The organism is Agilicoccus flavus, assembly GCF_014857905.1.
In the GTDB taxonomy this organism is placed as follows: Bacteria; Actinomycetota; Actinomycetes; order Actinomycetales; family Dermatophilaceae; genus Agilicoccus; species Agilicoccus flavus.
Genome location: NZ_JACYXE010000001.1, coordinates 588945 through 608313, shown reverse-complemented (window position 1 = coordinate 608313; position 19369 = coordinate 588945). Strand labels below are relative to the sequence as shown.

The window sequence follows — 19369 nt, the reverse complement described above, 5'->3', positions numbered from 1 at the left end:
TCCAGATCACACGCAGAGAGGGTCGCAAGAAGCGTTGCCGCGCAAGGATTTTGATGCCGGTCAAGGGCTCATGAATGCCCCTGTGGCAGTAAGCCGCTGGCCTGTGGATAGGAGGTTTGTCGGATGCGTGTTCGATAGAATGGGGCATGACGTCGACCACCCTTCCCGAGTCGCCGGCCGTGCCGGCCGGCGATGGGTTGCGGGCGCAGATCGACGCCATTCTGGCTTTCCCGCGGGGTTTGTCCGCGGTGGCGAATGCGGAGTTGGCGGGTCTGGCCGCGTTGACGGCGGAGTTGGTCGCGGCGGCGTCCGCCGCGCAGGCGGCGGTCGTGCTCGAGGCGTCGGCGCGCGGGGTGATCGCGGAGTCGGATCACCCCCGGGCGCGGGCGTGGGTGGAGCAGTCCTGTCGGGATGCGGGGGTGCCGGTGGCGAAGGGCCAGGCGCGGAGTCTGCACGAGGTCGCGCAGACGTGCGTCGGGTATGACGTCGAGGCGTTGCGGGCCGCGGTGACGCAGGGGCGGGTCGGCATCGACCTGGCCGGGGGTGGTGGCGAAGTCGTTCCGGCGGTTGAAGCGGGACATCGAGTACCCGAACTGGGACGCGCTGCTGGCGATCCTCATCGACCATGCGGCCGAGGGTGCGCCCGTGAAGGATTTCGCGGCGATCGAGGATCTGTTGTCCGGTCAGTACGGGATTCCCGGGCGGCTCGAGGACCAGCACGAGCGCCTCCGGGACCGGCGAGAACTGTCGGGGTTCCATCGGGACCGCAACGGGATGCTGGTCGCGACGTTGCGGCTCGACCCGGCCTCCGAGGCCGTCTTCACCGCCGCGATCAACGCCCTGTCCGCGCCGATCGTCGACGAGCGCGGCAACCTCGACCCCCGCTCGGCCGGCGCCCGCCGCGCGGATGCGCTGCTCGACATGGTCGCCGCGGCAACGGAAGCGGACCGGGATGTGCCGGGGTCGGGGACGAAGGCGAAGGTCGTCGTGACGATCCCGCTCGAGACCCTCATGTCCGGCCTCGAAGATGCCGCCGAGAAGGGCTGGGCGACGACGGGCTTCTCCCAGGCGCTGTCGCCGAGTGAGGCGCGGATCCTCGGCTGTGACGCCCAGATCATCCCCGCCGTGCTCGGGTCGAAGAGCGAACTCCTCGACCTCGGGCACGCGAAGCGGCTCATCACCCCAGCTCAGCGCCTCGCGCTGCAGCAGCGCGACGGCCGCTGCACCTTTCCCGGCTGCACGATCCCGCCGGCCTGATGCGACGGGCACCACTTGATCTATTGGGCCCTGGGAGCGGCGAACGGAGGCGAGCTTGCGAGCCGCAGTGAGCGCGACAGAGGGATCGGCGGGCGAACGGCTATGACGAATCTGGCCTTGCTCTGTCGCCACCACCACACCGAAGTCCACCGACAACGACACCGCGGGAAAGTCACCCCCGAGGGAGTTCGATGGACCAGATCCGACGGCTCCCCGATCGGCAACGGCCCCCGCGTTACGTCCTTCTGAGCCGAGGCGTGCCCGGCCGTCGTGCCGGCCCGCACCTGCCTGCCACCGGACCTCCTTCAGGCCGGACGGTGGTCGGCGTCGCCGAGATGGCGCCCTACGGTTTCGCGGGTCATCACGAGCGCGAGCACGGCGACGGCCATGGTCACCACGAGGTAGGCGACGACCGCGCCCGCGCCCCACCGGTCCGCGAGCCACACGCCGATGAACGGGGCCGGCGCACCCGCGATGATCGAACTCCCCTGGAAGACGAGGGACGCCCCGGCGTACCGGTGCGACGTCGGGAAGAGCTCCGCGATCCACGCCGCTTCGGGGCCGGCGAGCATCCCGTGACCGAAGGCGCCGACGGCCACCCCGACCGCGAGGAGGGCGATGCTGTGCTGGCCGGCGAGCCAGAAGAACACCGGGGCCCAGACGCACAGGCCGATGGCGGGCACGATCATCGCGCGCCGCCGCCCGACCCGATCGGACCAGGCGCCGCCGAGGATCATCCCGGCGAACTGGCACGCCGATCCCAGCGTGACCACCTGCAGGACGTCACCGCGCGGCAGCCCCTGGAAGCGGGTCGCGTAGGCGACGACGAACACCGTGTAGACGTAGAAGGCGACGTTCTCACCGAGCCGGACACCGAGGCCCTGCAGGACCGGCCGAGGCGAGCGCAGCGCCTCGACGACGCTCGATCGCTCGGGCCCGGCGGCGCGGGACGCGGCCCGGTCCTGCGCGGCGCGGAAGACCGGTGACTCCTCGATCCCGTGGCGGATCCAGAAGCCCACGGCCAGCAGCGGCAGGGCCACGAAGAAGCAGGCCCGCCAGCCCCACTCGAGGAAGGCCGGGCCCTGCCACACGGCCCCCGCGATCGCGGCGACGACCGTGGCGAGCAGGGTCCCGAGCGGACCCCCGGCCTGCGGCCAGGCCGCCCAGAAGCCGCGTCGTCGCGGCTCGCCGTACTCGCTCACGAGCAGGACCGCCGCGCCGAACTCGCCACCGAGGGCGAAACCCTGGACCAGTCGCAGGGCGACGAGCAGCGCGGTCGCCGTGATGCCCACCTGTGAATACGTGGGCAGGAGGCCGATCGCGGCCGTCGAGGCGCCGAGAAGCAGGAAGGTGACGACGAGCATGGGCTTGCGGCCGATGCGGTCGCCCACATGCCCGAAGACGACACCGCCCAGCGGCCGCGCGACGAACCCGATCCCCTGGGTCGCCAGGGCGAGCAGCAGGCCGGCGATGGTGTCGCCCTTGGGGAAGAAGAGGGGGCCGAGCACGGTCGCGGCGAGGATGCCGTAGATCGCGAAGTCGTACCACTCGAGCACGGCCCCGGCCATCGAGCCGGTGAGCACGCGCCGGAAGCTCGTCGAGCCGGCGCCGTGCCGGGATGCGGAAGGGGAGGAGGCCACAGTGACTCCTTGCGGCAGTGGGGGCGGCGCCACCGTACTGGCTGCGCCGCCCCGAGGAACCGCGTTTCGGCGCCATGGCCCCTGACCTGGCTGACGTCGCGCTCAGTAGCGCACGACCACCCGGCCGCCGATCTTGCCCTCGCGCATCTCGCCGAAGACGTCGTTGATCTCGGTCAGCTCGCGTGCCGTGCACTTCGGCTTGACCTTGCCACGGGCGTAGAAGTCGAGCGCCTCGATCATGTCCTGGCGGGTGCCGACGATCGAACCGCGGACCGTGAGGCCCTTGAGCACGATGTCGAAGATCGGTGCGGGGAAGTCGCCCGGGGGCAGGCCGTTGAAGACGATCGTGCCGCCGCGGCGGGCCATGCCGATGGCCTGGCCGAAGGCGGAGGGATGGACGGCCGTGACGAGCACCCCGTGGGCGCCGCCGCCGGTGCCCTCGCGGATCGCCTCGACCGGGTCCGTCTCCGTGGCGTCGACGACGAGTTCGGCGCCGTAGGAGGTCGCGAGCTCCAGCTTGTCCTTGCCGACGTCGACGGCGGCGACCCGCATGCCCATGGCCACGGCGTACTGCACCGCGAGGTGACCGAGCCCGCCGATGCCGGAGACGACCATCCACTGCCCGGGGCGGGTCTCCGACACCTTGAGACCCTTGTAGACGGTGACACCCGCGCACAGGATCGGCGCGACCTCGACGGGGTCGGCGCCCGCGGGGATCCGAGCGGCGAACCGCTCGTCGACGAGCATGTACTCCCCGAAACTGCCGTCGATGGCGTACCCGCCGTTGACCTGCTTCTCGCACAGGGTCTCCCAACCGGTGCTGCAGAATTCGCAGACGCCGCAGGAGGACGAGAGCCAGGCGTTGCCGACGACATCGCCCTCGGACAGGGTGCTCACACCCTCACCGAGCGCGACGACGGTGCCCACGCCCTCGTGGCCGGGCACGAAGGGCGGGCTGGGCTTGACCGGCCAGTCGCCCTCGGCGGCGTGCAGGTCGGTGTGGCAGACGCCTGTGGCCAGCAGCTTCACCAGCACCTGGCCGGGGCCGGGTTCGGGTATCGGCAGCTCGTCCACGACCAGGGGTGTGCCGAACTCGCGCACTACTGCGGCGTGCATCGTCGTCGTCATGGTCTTCGTCCTCTCGGTGCGGTGCGGTGCGGGTGTCGAGGCACCGAACCGGCTCCGACGTGGCGGCGGCACGGACACCTCGTGTGGCCGATGGTGGTGGAAACGGTGGGGCGGGGGAGGGGGCCGAAGGTCCCCAAGCCGCACGGACGGCCTACCTGACCGACGGCTCAGCTCTCCTGGCGGTCAACGTAACTCGCGCGCGGCTGGCCCGCCTCCCGTCGGCCGGCCCGCAGCACCCCTCCACTGACCGCGACGAGGACCGACGCACCTGCGAGCACCCGCGTGCACGGGCTCGACGCGCTGCGGGCCGGCGCCCTGCTGCTCGGCATCGTGCTGCACTCGCTGCTGCCCTTCGCCCCCGGGATGCCCTGGCTCGTGAGCGACACGCGCAGTACGGGGTGGTCGTGGTCCCCGTGTACGTCATCCACCTCTTCCGGATGGTGCTGTTCATGTGCCTGGCCGGCTACGTCGGCCGGATGGTCGTGCAGCGCCGCGGCCCGTCGTCCTACCTGCGGGACCGGCTCCTGTGGATCCTGCTACCGCTCGTGGCGTTCTGGCCGGTGTCCGTGCTCTCGCTCGGCCTGCTCGTCGTGCTCAACGCCCGGGTGCACGACCTCCCGTTCACCCCGCCGCCGACCGACGGCGATCCCCTGTCCGCCGTCACGCCCGGGCAGCTGTGGTTCCTGCTCGTGCTCGTGGAGTGCGTGCTCCTCACCCTCCTCGCGCGTGTCGTGGCCCGCCGGGTGCTGCCCGCCGCGACGGGAGCGGTCGAGCGGCTCGGGCGCCTGCTGGCCGCCCCGGCGGAGTCCTCGTCGCGGCCGCTCCGTATCTGGCCTGCCTGCTCATGCAGGGGACCGTCGTCGGCGGGGTGCTCGCGCCCCAGACGCTCGCGCCGTCGGCGTCGGCGCTCACCGCCTACCTGGGCGCCTTCGTCGCCGGGTGGGCCCTGCACGCCCGGCGCGACGCCCTCGCCCGGCTCGCGCGCTCGTGGCCGGCGCACCTGATCGCCGCACTCGTCCTCACGGCCGTGGGGCTGACGCAGAGCGCTCCCGACGGCGGCACCCCGCTCCCGGTCGCGGCGGCGGTCATGGCCGTGAGCGCCTGGTGCTGGGTGTACGCGCTGACCGGGTTGTGCGTGCGCTTCCTCACCGTCGAGCACGCGTGAATCCGCTACCTGGCCGACGCGTCGTACCGGATGTACCTCGTCCACCTGCCGCTGCTCGTCGCCTTCGAGATCCCGCTGGTGCGGCTCGACTGGCCGATCCCGGCGAAGCTCGCGGTGACGTGGCTCGTCGTCGACGCGGTCATGGTGACGAGCTACCACCTCCTCGTGCGCTCCACCCCGCTCGGCCGGTGGCTCAACGGCCGCAGGCATCCCTTCCGGTGGCCCCCCACCCTCGTCCCGTCCCCGTCCCGACGAGCGCGCCGGCTCAGGGCCGCGGCCCGGCGGAGATGATCCGCCCGCCCCGCGAGCCGGCGCCGGGGCCGAGTTCGACGACGTGGTCGGCGGTGGCGAGCGCGGCGGGGTGGTGGTCGACGAGGACGACGGTGTGGCCCTGGTCGACGAGGTTGTGCAGGCGGGCGAGCAGCCGGTGGGCGTCGGAGGGGTGCAGCCCGGTCGTCGGCTCGTCGAAGAGGTAGAGGGTGCTCGCCCGGCGGTCCTTCTGCAGCTCGGTGGCGAGCTTGATCCGCTGCGCCTCGCCGCCGGAGAGGTCCGTGGCGGGGCGGCCGAGGCCGAGGTAGCCGAGGCCCAGGGAGTCGAGCGCGGCGAGCGCCCGGTGGACGGGCGGGTCGTCGGCGAACACCTCCACCGCCTGCGCGACCGTGAGGTCGAGGATGTCGGCGATCGTGAGCCCGCGGTGACGGATCTCGAGGGTCTCGGGCGCGTAGCGCGACCCGCGGCAGTCGGGGCACGGCGAGGAGGTCCCCGGCAGGAAGAGCAGCTCGACCGCGACGACGCCCTCGCCCTGGCACGTGGGGCAGCGCCCCGTCGCGACGTTGAAGCTGAACCGGCCGGGGGAGTACCGGCGCTGCCGCGCGGCAGGTTCGGCCGCGAACCGGCGCCGGACGTGGTCGAACAGCCCGGTGTACGTCGCGAGGTTCGAGCGCACGGTCCGCCCGATCGGCCGCTGGGTGATCCGCACGAGCCGCCTCGGGGCGCCCGAGCCGCGGGTCTCGACCGCCGTCCACGTGGCGTCGGCGTCGAGCGGCGGCAGATCGACGTCGGCGTCCTCCGCCTCCTCGTCCTCGCCCGCTGCGTCGCCACCGCGCTCCAGGGCGGCGCCCACCGCCGCGTCGAGGGCGGTGAGCAGCGACGACTTACCCGACCCCGAGACGCCCGTGACGACGGTGAACGACCCCAGCGGCACCTCGACGTCGAGGCCGTCGAGGTTGTGCAGGGCCACCCCGCGCACGGTCAGCGCGCCGGACGCGGCCCGCGGTGCGCCGGTCCGGATCTCGTCGGCGTGCACGGGCGCGGGCAGGTAGCGGCCCGTCGCCGACTCGCCGACCGCGGGCAGGCCCTCAGGCGCCCCGACGTAGAGCACCCGGCCGCCGAATCCTCCGGCGCCGGGGCCGACGTCGACGACGTCGTCGCAGCGGGCGACGAGGGCCATGTCGTGCTCGACGACGAGCACGCTGTTGCCCGCGTCGACGAGGTCGCGCAGCAGCCGCAGCAGGGGCTCGGCATCGCGGGGATGCAGCCCGGCCGACGGCTCGTCGAGCACGTAGACGACCCCGAACAGTCCCGAGCGCAGCAGCGTCGCGAGGCGAAGCCGCTGCAGCTCGCCCGCCGAGACCGCCGGGGTGGGCCGCGCGAGGTCGAGGTGGCCCAGGCCCAGCTCGACGAGCACGTCGAGGCGGGACAGCACGTCGCGCAGCAGCATCGACTCCGCGTCGCCGATCCCGTCCGGGACCGCGGCCACGAGTTCCTCCAGCCGCGCCCGCAGCAGCGGGGTGAGCTCGTCGATCGGCAGGTGGCTCGCCTCGTCGATCGCCAGCCCCTGCCACGTGACGCGCAGGGCGTCGGGGTGCAGGCGGCGGCCGCGGCAGCGCGGGCACGGCGTCGTCTCGACGAAGCGCAGGGCCCGGCGGCGCTGGGTCGGGCTCGCCGAGGCGAGCGTCCGCAGCAGGTGACGGCGGGCGCTCGCGAACGTGCCCTGGTAGGGCCGTTGGATGCGGTGCGCCTCGCGGACCGAGTGCACGGTGACGACCGGCTCCTGCTCGGAGAAGAGGAGGAAGTCGCGGTCCGCCTGGGGCAGCTCCCGCCACGGCCGGTCGATGTCGTAGCCGAGGGTCGCGACGATGTCGCGGTAGTTCTTGCCCTGCCAGGCGCCCGGCCAGGACGCGATGGCCTTCTGCGCGATGCTCAGCGACGGGTCGGGCACCATCGAGGCCTCGGTCGGCTCGTGCACCTGCCCGAGGCCGCCGCACCCCGGGCACGCCCCCGCGGCGGTGTTCGCCGAGAAGTGGTCGGAGTCGATCCGCTCGAGCCCGGCGGGGTAGTCGCCGCACCGGGACCACAGCATCCGCAGGGTGTTCGAGGTCGTCGTCACGGTGCCGACGCTCGAGCGGCGGCTCGTCGCCGCGGCGCGCTGCTCGAGCGCGACCGCCGGCGGCAACCCGGTGATGTCGCGGACCTGCGGGTCGACGGCCGTGTGGATGAGCCGCCGCGCGAACGGCGCCACCGACTCGAAGTAGCGGCGCTGCGCCTCCCCGTGGATGGTGCCGAACGCGAGGGAGGACTTGCCCGAGCCCGAGACGCCGGTGAACGCGACGAGCCGCCCCCGGGGCACGTCGACGTCGACGTCCCGCAGGTTGTGCAGCCGCGCCCCGCGCACCCCGATGCAGCCGGAATCGTGGCGCGTCCCGGGTGCCCACCCGCCGCTGCCCGACCGGTGCGCGGGGCCTGTCGCGTCGCTCATGGTGTCCTTCGGTGGTCGGCGGGTCTGCTCGGTCGCTCGTGGCACAGCCTGACAGGCGACGCCTCCCGCGACCGGTGGGCGCCACCGCGCGGCCGCCCGACCCTCGTCCGTGATGCGTGCCCGGCTTCTCGGGCCGGGGGTCAGCTGCGGTGGCGCACGTCGAGGTCGTCGCGGTGGGCGACGAGCTTGTCGAGCAGTCGCACGAGGGTGGCCTGCTCGTCGGGGGACAGGGCGGCGGCCCAGGCGATCTCGCGCTCGTGATGGGCGCGGAACGTCTCGGCGATCTCGCGCCGCCCCGCGTCGCTCAGCGACAGGCGGACCGAGCGCCCGTCGTCGGGGTCGCGCTCGCGGTCGACGATCCCGTCGGCGGCCAGGGGGCCGAGCAGGTTCGACAGCGCGGCGCGGCTCAGGCCCGTGAGCTCGGCCGTCTTCTTCGCCTCCAGCGGTCCGGCGAGCCAGAGGACGTAGAGGATGCGAAAGCTCGACCAGGACCGGCCGGCCGGCCGGTGCACGGCCGCCTCGAGGTCGTAGGTGACGACGCCCGAGGCGCGGTTGAGGGTGAGCAACAGCTCGGTCGCGGAGACGTCGTCGTAGCCGAACTCCTCGGCCAGCCGGGCGCGGGCGCGGGGCACGAACGACCAGAACGTCAGCTCCCCGTCCATGTTCGTCCTTTCCCTGGCGGGCCCCGGCGGAGTCCGCTACCGTCGAGATAATACATTCCTGAACTATCTCGACGACGAGACAGGTGGAGGAGACCGCGCATGGCCTACTACCGCAACCTCGGGCACGTCCCGCCCAAGCGGCACACCCAGCACCGCGACCCCGACGGCCGCCTCTACTACGAGGAGCTCATGGGGGAGGAGGGCTTCTCGGCCGACAGCTCGCTGCTCTACCACCGCAACATCCCCTCGGCGATCCTCGACGTCCGCGAGTGGGAGGTCGGGGACCTGTCGCTCACGCCGAACCACCCGCTCAAGCCGCTCCACCTCAAGCTGCACGACCTCTTCGAGGCGGGCAGCGAGGCCGGGGTCGACGCGGTCCGGGGGCGCCGGCTCGTCCTCGGCAACGCCGACGTCCGCCTCACCTACGTGGCGGCCGACGCGCCGAGCCCCTGGTACCGCAACGCCATCGGCGACGAATGCGTCTACGTCGAGCGCGGGAACGCCCGACTGGAGACCGTGTTCGGCGCCTTCGACGTCCGCGAGGGCCACTACGCGATCATCCCGCGGGCCACGACGCACCGCTGGCTGCCCCTGGCGCCCGGCGACGACGGCTACGTCGAGCCGTTCCGCGCCTACGCGATCGAGGCGAACAGCCACATCACCCCGCCGCGGCGCTACCTGAGCCGGTTCGGTCAGCTCCTCGAGCACAGCCCGTTCTGCGAGCGCGACTACGTCGTGCCCACGGCCCCGCTGCTCGCCGAGGACGTCGGTGCCGACCCGTCGGAGCCCACCGAGGTCTACCTCAAGCACCGCGGCCACGGTTCGGGCGGCGTCGGCGGCACGATCCACGTGCTCCCGCACCACCCGCTCGACGTCGTCGGGTGGGACGGCTGCCTCTACCCGTTCCTCTTCCACATCGACGACTTCGAGCCCATCACCGGCCGCGTCCACCAGCCGCCGCCCGCCCACCAGGTGTGGGAGGGGAACAACTTCGTCGTCTGCAACTTCGTGCCGCGCAAGGTCGACTACCACCCGCTGGCGATCCCGGTGCCCTACTACCACTCCAACGTCGACTCCGACGAGGTGATGTTCTACGTCGCCGGCGACTACGAGGCCCGGAAGGGCTCTGGGATCGGGCGAGGCTCGATCTCGCTGCACCCGGGCGGGCACGCCCACGGGCCGCAGCCCGGCGCGATGGAGGCGAGCCTCGGCGCCGAGCGCTTCGACGAGACCGCCGTCATGGTCGACACGTTCCGGCCGCTCGACCTCGGGGAGGCCGCGTTCGCCTGCGACGACGGCGTGTACGCGTGGTCGTGGACCGGTGGCCGCCGGGCGGGGGAGCAGCGATGAGCGAGACGTCGACGGCGCTGTCGATCCCGCCCGTCCTGCGCCGGCTCTGCGATGACGCGGCGATCTTCCCGCCCGGCCTCGTCCCGCTCCCGGAGGCGGTTCCCGCCCACGAGCGGCACCGGCGCGGCCCGCACGGGGCGTTGGTCGGCCCGTTCGTGCTCGGCGCGGCCCGGCTGCTCGACCTCCCGCCGCTCGTCCGGGGCCGCCCGGCCGGCTCGCTCGACATCGCGGTCACCGTGCCGGCTCCCGACGGGGTCCAGGCCGTCGTCACCACCGTCGCGTTGCTGCCGCCGCTGCGGCTGCGGGCCCTCGAGGTCGCCGTGCCGCCCTCCATGGCGGCCGACGCGGTCGTGCCCGCCCTCGACGGGGCCCTCGCCGGGATGGACGTCGCCGGCGGCGCGCTCGACGTGTACGTCGAGGTGCCCCGCGACGACCGGCGCCCCGACCTCCTCGCCGCGCTGGCCGGGTCGCCCTACCGGGCGAAGTTCCGCACCGGCGGGGTCGAGGCCGACCTCGTCCCCGGCGAGGCGGAACTCGCGCGCGCGGTCCTCGACGCCGTCGCGCGGGGTCTGGCGTTCAAGGCCACCGCCGGCCTCCATCACGCGGTGCGCGCCGTGGACCCGGAGACCGGGCTCGACCAGCACGGCTTCCTCAACCTCATGCTCGCGACCGACGCCGCCCTGCGCGGCGGGTCCGAGGACGACCTCGTCGCGATCCTCGCCGAGCGCGACGGCGCCGAGCTCGCGGCGCGGTTCGCCGGCCTCGACGACGAGCGGGGGGCGGCCCTGCGGCGCACCTTCGTCTCGTTCGGCACGTGCAGCATCACCGACCCCCTCGACGACCTCGTCGACCTGGGCCTCGTCGGCCCCGCGAAGGAGACCCCGTGACCTTGCTCGACATCCCCGCCGACTCCGGCTTCGGCCTCGCCAACCTGCCGTACGGCGTGTATTCCGTGGCCGGCGGGCCGCGGCGGTGCGCCACGCGGGTGGGCGACGTCGTCGTCGACCTCGCCGTCCTGCTGGGTGACGACGACTTCGCCGCCGGGACCCTCGAGACGTTCATGGCGGCGGGCCCGCGGCGGTGGGCGCAGGTCCGTGAGGCCATCCGCGCGGCGGTGAGGGCCGACGTCCCCGACGCGGCGCTCCACCCGGTGGGCGAGGTGACCATGCACCTGCCGTGCGAGATCGCCGACTACGTCGACTTCTACGCGAGCGAGCACCACGCCTCGAATCTCGGGCGGTTGTTCCGGCCCGACAATCCCGACCCCCTCCTGCCGAACTGGAAGCACCTGCCCGTCGGCTATCACGGCCGGTCGAGCACGATCGTCGTCTCGGGCGTCGACGTCGTCCGACCGTGCGGTCAGCGCAAGGGCCCGAACGACCCGGAACCCGTGTTCGGCCCGAGCGTGCGTCTCGACATCGAGGCCGAGCTGGGCTTCCTCGTCGGGGTCGGCAACGACATGGGTTCGTCGATCGGCACGGGCGCCGCGGACGAGCACCTGTTCGGCGCGGTCATCTTCAACGACTGGTCGGCCCGCGACATCCAGGCGTGGGAGTACGTGCCGCTCGGCCCCAATCTCGGCAAGAGCTTCGCGAGCTCGATCAGCCCGTGGGTCGTCCCCATGGCGGCGCTCGAGGCGGCGAGGGTGCCGACCCCGACGCAGGAACCCACGCCGTTGCCCTACCTGCGGATGGACGAGCCGTGGGGTCTCGACATCGACCTCTCGGTCAGGTGGAACGGCCACGAGGTGAGCCGCCCCCCGTACCGCGAGATGTACTGGAGCCCCGCGCAGATGCTGGCCCACACGACGGTCAACGGTGCGCGGACGCGTACCGGCGACATCTTCGCCTCGGGCACGATCTCGGGGCCGGGCGCGGACCAGCGCGGCGCCTTCATCGAGTTGACCTGGGGCGGGAAGGAGCCCGTCGACGTCGGCGGGCAGGAGCGCACGTTCCTGCTCGACGGCGACACGGTGACGATCACGGCGACCGCCCTCGGCGCCGGCGGCGAGCGCGTCTCCTTCGGCGAGGTGACGGCGAGCATTCTCCCTGCGCGCTGCTGACCGGTCGGTCCGGATCGGGACCGGTCGGACGTCGCCGTCGGCGTCGGGCACCGCGTGTGCGTGCGCCGGGAGGAGGTGGCAGGGTGATTCCATGCTGGAAAGATTCTCGGGGCACATCCTCGGCGTCGGGACGACGTCCGGGACACGCATCGTGCTCGGGAACTGGGCGCGGACCCCGTTCGGGGCGTTCGCCGACGTCATGGTCGCGCGGCCCGACGGGCGGCGCATCCTGCTCGCCCCCGATGCGCGCATCGCGGAGTACGTCTCGAGCACCTACCAGTTCGACGAGGTCGAGGTCGTCGACGTGCAGGTCGTCCGAGAGCGCGGCTTCGGGCCCGCCGGTGACGGCGACCTCGTCGGCGACGTGTGGGTCGTCCGCGCGGGCCCCCTCGCGATGCGGGTGCGGATCGGTGGGCCGACCCCGCTGGGCCGACTGCTGTCGCTCGTGCCCGCCCGGCTCGCGACGTCGGCCGGTTTCACCCGCCTGACCGACCCCGTCGCCCGCGTCGCCCTCCGCGGTGTCCGCACCCGCGGCAGCGCCGGTCACGGACGGCGGGAGTTCTACGGGGCGCGCGGCATGCACGCCGTCACCGCCCTCACGGCCACGTGGGACGGCGTCGACCTCGGGGCGCTCGCGCCGGTCTCGCCCGCCCCCGACTTCGGGTTCGGCTCCACGCCGGAGCGGCCCGCCGTCGTGGCGGTGACGACGACGATCCTGGGCGCCGAGACGGGCGCGGCCCACGGATGACCGGTGAGCACACCCGCGGCCCGTCCCGGGTCGGGTCGACCGGGGGGCCTCGCCGGGGGGCGCCCACGCCGCCGGGTTGCCGCCGTAGCACAGTGGGTAGCCTGCTCCCGGCACGACGCGCGACGACGCGCCACGAACGCGCACGGACGCACGACGGAACGGCACCAGGACACACGAGCACATCGGGCACGCGGCAAGTCGGCTTCCGCGGCGACACGGAAGGCGTGACATGACGGGCAACGCGACGTTCCACCCCCGCGACACCGCGATCCACGGGGTCGAGATGATCGAGGCTCCGGAGGTGGTCACCTCCGACGAGATCGACGAGATGCTCGCCCCGGTGTACCGGAGCGTCAAGATGTCGCCGGGTGCGATCGAGGAGCTCGCCGGGGTGCGCGAGCGCCGCTGGTGGCCCAAGGAGAAGGACTTCGTCGAGGGCGCCGTCGACGCCGGGCGCCTCGTCCTCGAGCGCACGGGGGTGGACCCCTCCCGCATCGGCCTCGTCGTCAACGCCTCGGTCACCCGCCCGCACCTGGAGCCGGCCATCGCCGCGCGCGTCCACCACGAGCTCGGGCTGCGCAGCAACTGCATCGCCTTCGACATCACGAACGCCTGCCTCGCCGTCGTCAACGCGATCCAGGTCGCCGGCACGATGATCGACGCCGGCCAGATCGAGTACGCGCTCGTCGTCGCCTCCGAGGGGATGCGCGGGCCGCAGGAGGCGACGATCGCGCGCCTCGTGGCCGGGAGCCCGTCGCGGCAGGACGTCAAGGACGCCTTCGCGACCTTCACGCTCGGGTCGGGCGCCGTCGGCGTGCTCGTCGGGCGGGCGTCGGAGGGCGGCCACCGCGTCGTCGGCGGCGTCACCCGCGCCGGCAGCGAGCACCACGAGCTGTGCATCGGCTCCATGGACGGGATGGTCACCGACGGGCGGCGCCTGTTCGTCGAGGGCATCGGGCTCGCCATCGAGACGTGGCGCGACGCCCAGCAGACGTTCGACTGGTCCGACATGGACGCCTACGTCGCGCACCAGACGTCGACCGCGCACATCGACAGCCTGTGCCAGGCGCTGGGGCTGCCCCGGGAGAAGTTCCCCCTGACGATCCCGACGTTCGGCAACATCGGTCCGGCCGCCCTGCCCTTCACCCTCGCCCGGGTGGCGCCCGACTACTCCGCGGGCGACCGCGTCCTGCTCATGGGCATCGGCTCCGGCCTCAACACGGCCTTCCTCGAGATCGAATGGTGAGGCCGCCGGCCGGTCTGCCCGGGCTGGACCCCTCCTGGTCGCTCGAGCTGGAGGCGCCCGACGCCGACGGGGTCCCCCGCCGCTGGCACGTCCTGGAGCGGCGCCCGCAGGGCGAACCGGTGGGGACGATGCTCTGCGTCCACGGCAACCCGACGTGGAGCTACCTGTGGCGCCGCGTGCTCGCCGCCGCCCCGGACGACTGGCGCGTGATCGCCGTCGACCAGCTCGGCATGGGCTACTCCGAGCGCCTCGGACCGGACCCCACCCGCACCCTCGCCCAACGCATCGAGGACCTCGACCGGCTCGCCGCCGCCCTCGACGTGCGCGGTCCCGTCGTCGCCGTCGGCCACGACTGGGGCGGCATGGTCGTCTCGGGGTGGGCGCAGCGGCACGCTCGTCCCCTCGCCGCCGACGCCGTTGCCGACGCTCCCGCCGACCCTCCTGCCGACGACGCCTCCGGAGCGGGGGAGGGCGAGACCGCCGACCCGATCCGCGTCGCCGGGATCGTGCTCGCCAACACTGCCGTGCACCACGACTTCGCGGCCGGGTTGCCCCCGGCGCTGCGCCTCGCCCGGCACCCGCTGGCCTGGCGGGCGGCGTGCGTCGACACCCCCGCCTTCGTCCGCGGCGCGACGGCCGTCTCGTCGCCACGGCCCGACGCGGCGGTGGCGCGCGCCTACGCGGCGCCGTACGGCTCCGCCGCCGACCGCGGCTCCGTCGGCGCGTTCGTCGCCGACATCCCCCTCGAGGAGGGGCACCCCACGCGCGCCACGCTCGCCGGGGTCGCCGCGGGCATGAGCGCGTTGGCCGAGTTCCCCGCGCTCCTCCTGCGCGGACCGAAGGACCCCGTCTTCTCCGAGGCGCACCTGCGGGACCTGCGCCGCCGGCTCCCGCGCGCCGACGTCCACCGCTACGAGACGGCCTCGCACCTCGTCCTCGAGGACGCGCCCCGCTCGGCGGCCGACATCTGGGCGTGGGTGGCGCAGCGCGTCACCCCCACCCTGGCCCCGCGCGAGGCGGCCGCCGCGTCGGGCCCGCCCGCCGTCGCGGCGCCGACCGACGGGTTCCTCGCCGGCCGGCCTCCGGTGCCCGAGGTCGCGGTGGGCACGGCCGAGGTGCCGTGGCAGGGCCTGCTCGACGCGGTCGCCGCCACCCCCGACGAGCTGTGCGTCACCGAGATGCGCACCGGCCGCCGGATGTCGTTCGCCGAGCTGGAGACCGACGTCGCGGCGGTCGCCGCCGGGTTCGCCCGCCTCGGCATGCGCGACGGCGACCGGGTCGCCCTTCTCGTGCCGCCCGGCATCGACCTCACCGTCGCCGTCTACGCGGCCTGGCGGGTCGGCGCCGTCATCGTCGTCGCCGACGCCGGCCTCGGCCTCGCGTCGACGGGCCGGGCGCTGCGCGGCGCGGGACCCGCGTTCGTCGTCGGGATCGCCCAGGGCATCGCGGCGTGCGCGGCGATGCGCGTGCCCGGCGCCCGCATCGTCGCCGGACCCGTCGCGCCAGCCCTGCGCCGCACGCTCGGCGTGACCGCGACACTCGACGAGCTGCGTCGGAGCGAGACCCCCGCGCGTCGGATCGACCGCGACGACGAGGAGCGCGTCGCCCACGACGACGGCCCGGGCCCGCTCCGGGAGCGCGAGCCCGACGCCGAGTGCGCCGTGCTCTTCACGTCCGGTGCCACCGGCCCGAGCAAGGGTGTGCTCTACCGCACCGACGGGCTGCGCACGATGATCGGGCACGTCGGGGGCATCTACGAGCTGGAGCCCGGCGACCGGCTCGTCGCCGCCTTCGCCCCGTTCGCGCTGTACGGACCCGCGCTCGGCATCGGCGCGGTCGTGCCCGACATGGACGTGACCCGGCCCGGCTCCCTGTCCGCCGCGGCCCTTGCCGACGCGGTCCTCGCCGCGGAGGCCACCGTCGTCTTCGCCTCCCCGGCCGCCCTGCGCAACGTCGTGCGTACCGCCTCGGATCTGACCGACGAGCAGCGGACCGCCCTGGGGCGGGTGCGGGCCGTGATGAGCGCGGGCGCTCCCGTGCCCGTGTCGCTGCTGCGCGCCGTGCGCGAGGTCATGCCCGCGGCCGTCCCGCACACGCCGTACGGGATGACCGAGACCCTCCCGGTCAGCGACATCACCCTCGAGGAGATCGAGGCTTCGCGCGACGACGGCGGCCCCGCCGGCGGGGTGTGCGTGGGGGTGCCGCTGCCCGGCGTCGACGTGCGGATCGCGCCCCTGCCGGCCGACCCCGACGACCCCGACGGCGCGCTCACCGACGAGCCGGGCGTCACCGGCGAGATCGTCGTGCGAGCCGCGCACGTCAAGGACCGCTACGACCAGTTGTGGGCCACCCAGCACGAGACCAGCCCCGCGCCGAGCGTGCACCGCACCGGAGACGTCGGCCACCTCGACGGCCGCGGCCGCCTGTGGGTCGAGGGTCGCCGCGTCCACGTCCTGCACACGGCCGCCGGGCCGGTGACGCCGGTCGGGCTCGAGCAGGCCGCCGGCACGCTGCCGGGCGTCGCGTCCGCGACGGTCGTCGGCGTCGGCCCCCGGGGCGCCCAGCAGGTCGTCGTCGTCCTCGTCCTCGAGCCGGACCACGCCCGCGTCGCGAGGCGGCTGCCCGGCCTCGCCCGCCACGCGCCGCGGCTCGCCCCGCCGAGCCTCGCCGCCCGCGTCCGGGAGGCCGCACCCGCCGGTCTCGACGTGGCCGCCGTGCTCCTCGCGCCGAGGGTGCCCGTCGACATCCGGCACGAGTCGAAGGTCGACCGCACCGCTGTCGCCGCGTGGGCCACCCGCGTGCTCGCCGGGCAGCGGGTGGGGGCCCCGTGAGTCCCGTTCGTGGTCCCGTCGCCGCGTCCCACCCGGCGACACGGACGGGACGAGCGCGATGAGGGTCCTCGTCACGGGGGCCAGCGGGATGCTCGGCGGCGCCGTCGCCCGCCTGCTCGCCGACCGCGGCGACGAGGTCACCGTCCTGCAGCGGCGGTCGTCGTCGCTGCCCGTGCGCGAGGTCCTCGGCGACGTCGCCGACCCCGACGCCGTCCACCGGGCCGTCGCGGGGCAGGACGGGATCGTCCACCTCGCCGCGAAGGTCAACGTCGTCGGGCCGTGGGCGGACTACGAGCGCGTCAACGTCGGCGGCACTCGCCACGTCGTCGAGGCGGCGACGGCGCAGGGCGTGGGCCGGCTCGTGTACGTCTCCAGCCCGTCGGTCGCGCACGCGGGGTCGTCGATCTCGGGGGAGGGGGCGGGCCCCGCCGACCCCGAGCGGGCGCGCGGCCCCTACTCCCGCAGCAAGGCGATCGGCGAGCGGATCGCCCTCGCGGCGGACGGCCCGACGCGGGACGGTGTCGACCTCGCCGTCGTCGCCGTGCGACCCCACCTCGTGTGGGGGCCGGGGGACACCCAGCTCGTCGGCCGCATCGTCGGCCGCGCCCGCGCGGGCCGGCTGCCCATCATCGGCAGCGGCGCCCCGCTCATCGACACGACCTACGTCGACAACGCCGCCGACGCCCTCGTCGAGGCGCTCGACCGCGCCCCGCTGGCCCGGGGGGAGGCGTACGTCGTCACCGACGGGACACCCCGCCCCGTCGGCGAGGTCCTCGACGCGTGGGCCCGCGCCGGGGGAGCCACCGGCCCGAGTCGGCGCGTCCCCTCCGGCCTCGCCCGCGCGGCGGGATCCCTCGTCGACGCCGGGATCGGGGTGGCGCTCCGCCTCGGACACGACGTCGAGACCGACCCGCCGATCACGCGGTTCCTCGCCGAGCAGCTCAGCACCGCCCACTGGTTCGACCAGCGCCGCACCCGCGCCGCCCTCGACTGGGCTCCTCGGGTCGGCCGCGACGAGGGCCTGCGGCGCCTCGCCGCGAGCTACGCCGCAGACACGCCGGACGCGCGAGAGAGGGGCCACCGTGCCTGAGCTGCCCGAGGTCGAGAGTGCCCGCGCCGCCATCGAGCAGGCCGCGTTGGGGCGCGTCATCGCCGACGTCGACGACACCGACACCTACGAGTGCCGCCCGCACGCGCCGGGCCAGATCCGTGACGCGCTCCTGGGCCGAACTCTCACCGGCGCCTTCCGCCGCGGCAAGGCGATGTGGTGCGAGACGTCCGGGCTGCCCGGGGACGACGCCGGCGGCGACGCGGGTGAGGGCCCGGTGCTCGGCATCCACCTCGGCATGAGCGGCCGCGTCATGATCACCGGCCCCGACGGGGAGCAGATCTCCGGCGGCGACCCGCCCAGCGGGCGGTACGGCCTCGACGCCGACGCCCCCGGCCGCAAGGCGGAGTGGGACCGGTTCACCCTCACGTTCGAGGACGGCGGCGCCCTGCGGCTTTTCGACAAGCGGCGGCTCGGGCGGGTGCGCCTCGACCCCGACCTCGACGGCATCGGGCCCGACGCCGAGCGCATCGGGGCGCAGGAGTTCGCCGAGCGCGTCGGCCGGGGCAGCGCCCCCGTCAAGGCCCGGTTGCTCGACCAGGCCGTGCTCGCCGGGGTGGGCAACCTCCTCGCCGACGAGACGCTGTGGCAGGCCCGTCTCGATCCGCGTCGGGCGGCCGGTGAGCTCACCGCCGACGAGCTCGACCGGCTCCACGACGCCCTCGGTGCCGCGACCCGTTCGGCGATCGCCCAGGGCGGCGTGCACACCGGCGAGTTCATCGCCGCCCGCAAGAAGGCGGGCACGTGCCCCCGCTGCGGCGCCGCCCTCGACCGCGCCACCGTCGGCAGCCGCACGACGTGGTTCTGCCCGCAGGAGCAGGTCTGATCCGGCCGAAGACCGTGTAGGAGACGGTCAGCGCACGGCCCGGGCGACCTGCCGGACGTACTCGCGGTACCCCTCGCACGCCTGCGGCACCGAGTCGGCCACGACGCCCCGGTCCACGCGCAGATACTCGTGAGTGACGTCGGTCATCGCGCGAGATGCTCCAGCAGGGCCCGCCGCAGGGGGGCGGTGTCCATGTACTCCCGCATGGCCCAGAGCTCACGCTCGAAGAAGGCCGCGGGGGTCGCGGCGAAGAGCACCCGGCCGCCGACGAGAGCACGATGCCGGGCCACCGGCCCGGCGCGGTCGAGGTCCATGACGTCGAGGTGGTCGCCGGGCACGAGGTCGGCCAGGGCGTTGACCACGGCGATAAGGTCGGCTCGGGGTGTAAGGCCCACCGCCACGTCGACGTCGCCCGGGGCCCTGGAGTCCACCGATGACCCGAACTGCACCACCAGGTCGACGCCCTCGCGGTGGCACAGTCGTTCGAGCTCCCCCGACGCCGCCGCCGCGACGAGGCGGGCGGCGGCCGAGGCGGCGGAGTCGGACATGGCCCGAGTGTAGGTCGCGGCCCCGCCCCGGGCCGGTCAT

General features: G+C 74.4%; 17 protein-coding genes and 1 pseudogene. 12 read left to right on the top strand and 6 right to left on the bottom strand.

Features of this window, described 5'->3' with window-relative positions; genetic code table 11:
• Window positions 1–543 precede the first annotated feature (543 nt).
• The gene (locus ICW24_RS02735) at window positions 544–1257 is read left to right on the top strand and encodes a DUF222 domain-containing protein (protein ID WP_226344155.1); all 714 of its coding nucleotides are present in this window, start codon (window positions 544–546) and stop codon (window positions 1255–1257) included.
• Window positions 1258–1562: 305 nt separating this feature from the next.
• Here ICW24_RS02735 and ICW24_RS02730 read toward each other — a convergent pair whose 3' ends face one another.
• The 3 genes from ICW24_RS02730 to ICW24_RS02720 all read right to left on the bottom strand — a co-directional run bounded on the left by ICW24_RS02730 (window position 1563) and on the right by ICW24_RS02720 (window position 4453).
• On the bottom strand, window positions 1563–2897 hold the full coding sequence (locus ICW24_RS02730; protein ID WP_226344154.1) for an MFS transporter: 1335 nt from the start codon (window positions 2895–2897) through the stop codon (window positions 1563–1565).
• A 102-nt stretch (window positions 2898–2999) separates the two neighbouring features.
• Window positions 3000–4025 carry an alcohol dehydrogenase AdhP gene (adhP, locus tag ICW24_RS02725; RefSeq protein WP_226344153.1) on the bottom strand — a complete coding sequence of 342 codons (1026 nt, stop codon included), beginning with the start codon at window positions 4023–4025 and terminating at the stop codon, window positions 3000–3002.
• Window positions 4026–4192: 167 nt separating this feature from the next.
• Window positions 4193–4453, bottom strand: a complete 261-nt coding sequence (locus tag ICW24_RS02720; protein WP_226344354.1) for a hypothetical protein — start codon at window positions 4451–4453, stop codon at window positions 4193–4195.
• A 9-nt stretch (window positions 4454–4462) separates the two neighbouring features.
• On the opposite strand from ICW24_RS02720, the pseudogene ICW24_RS19865 reads away from it, so the two are divergent.
• The 3 genes and pseudogenes from ICW24_RS19865 to ICW24_RS02705 form a co-directional block, all read left to right on the top strand.
• Window positions 4463–4708 (top strand): annotated as a pseudogene (locus tag ICW24_RS19865) (acyltransferase family protein); the annotation flags it as partial.
• 161 nt (window positions 4709–4869) lie between these two features.
• A complete protein-coding gene (locus ICW24_RS02710; protein ID WP_226344353.1) occupies window positions 4870–5190 on the top strand; it encodes a hypothetical protein in 321 nt (106 codons plus the stop codon).
• Between the two features lie 30 nt (window positions 5191–5220).
• The gene (locus ICW24_RS02705) at window positions 5221–5481 is read left to right on the top strand and encodes a hypothetical protein (RefSeq protein ID WP_226344152.1); all 261 of its coding nucleotides are present in this window, start codon (window positions 5221–5223) and stop codon (window positions 5479–5481) included.
• Here ICW24_RS02705 and ICW24_RS02700 read toward each other — a convergent pair.
• Window positions 5456–7948: an excinuclease ABC subunit UvrA gene (locus ICW24_RS02700; RefSeq protein ID WP_226344151.1), complete on the bottom strand. Its 2493-nt coding sequence runs from the start codon at window positions 7946–7948 to the stop codon at window positions 5456–5458. The genes ICW24_RS02705 and ICW24_RS02700 overlap by 26 nt on opposite strands.
• 140 nt (window positions 7949–8088) lie before the next feature.
• Window positions 8089–8610, bottom strand: coding sequence for a MarR family winged helix-turn-helix transcriptional regulator (locus tag ICW24_RS02695; protein ID WP_226344150.1), 522 nt, complete (start codon window positions 8608–8610; stop codon window positions 8089–8091).
• 99 nt (window positions 8611–8709) lie between these two features.
• On the opposite strand from ICW24_RS02695, the gene ICW24_RS02690 reads away from it, so the two are divergent.
• From ICW24_RS02690 to ICW24_RS02655, 8 genes are all read left to right on the top strand, one after another.
• Entirely contained in the window at window positions 8710–9960 is a 1251-nt protein-coding gene (locus tag ICW24_RS02690) for a homogentisate 1,2-dioxygenase (RefSeq protein ID WP_226344149.1), read from the top strand.
• Complete coding sequence (locus ICW24_RS02685) at window positions 9957–10847, top strand: hypothetical protein (RefSeq protein WP_226344148.1); 891 nt, start codon at window positions 9957–9959, stop codon at window positions 10845–10847. Before ICW24_RS02690 ends, ICW24_RS02685 begins: the two co-directional genes overlap by 4 nt.
• Window positions 10844–12022, top strand: coding sequence for a fumarylacetoacetase (fahA, locus tag ICW24_RS02680; RefSeq protein ID WP_226344147.1), 1179 nt, complete (start codon window positions 10844–10846; stop codon window positions 12020–12022). The genes ICW24_RS02685 and fahA overlap by 4 nt, the downstream gene beginning before the upstream one ends.
• Window positions 12023–12113: 91 nt before the next feature.
• The gene (locus tag ICW24_RS02675; protein WP_226344146.1) at window positions 12114–12770 is read left to right on the top strand and encodes a hypothetical protein; all 657 of its coding nucleotides are present in this window, start codon (window positions 12114–12116) and stop codon (window positions 12768–12770) included.
• 229 nt (window positions 12771–12999) lie between these two features.
• Window positions 13000–14016 (top strand): 3-oxoacyl-ACP synthase III, encoded by a 1017-nt coding sequence (locus ICW24_RS02670; protein ID WP_226344145.1) that lies wholly within the window; start codon window positions 13000–13002, stop codon window positions 14014–14016.
• Window positions 14010–16847, top strand: a complete 2838-nt coding sequence (locus tag ICW24_RS02665) for an alpha/beta fold hydrolase (protein ID WP_226344144.1) — start codon at window positions 14010–14012, stop codon at window positions 16845–16847. The genes ICW24_RS02670 and ICW24_RS02665 overlap by 7 nt, the downstream gene beginning before the upstream one ends.
• Before the next feature lie 58 nt (window positions 16848–16905).
• Window positions 16906–17937, top strand: a complete 1032-nt coding sequence (locus ICW24_RS02660) for an NAD-dependent epimerase/dehydratase family protein (RefSeq protein ID WP_226344143.1) — start codon at window positions 16906–16908, stop codon at window positions 17935–17937.
• Entirely contained in the window at window positions 17930–18781 is an 852-nt protein-coding gene (locus tag ICW24_RS02655; RefSeq protein WP_226344142.1) for an Fpg/Nei family DNA glycosylase, read from the top strand. Before ICW24_RS02660 ends, ICW24_RS02655 begins: the two co-directional genes overlap by 8 nt.
• Window positions 18782–18924: 143 nt before the next feature.
• Here the strand turns inward: ICW24_RS02655 and ICW24_RS02650 are convergent, their stop codons facing one another.
• Complete coding sequence (locus ICW24_RS02650) at window positions 18925–19329, bottom strand: hypothetical protein (RefSeq protein ID WP_226344141.1); 405 nt, start codon at window positions 19327–19329, stop codon at window positions 18925–18927.
• Window positions 19330–19369 lie beyond the last annotated feature (40 nt).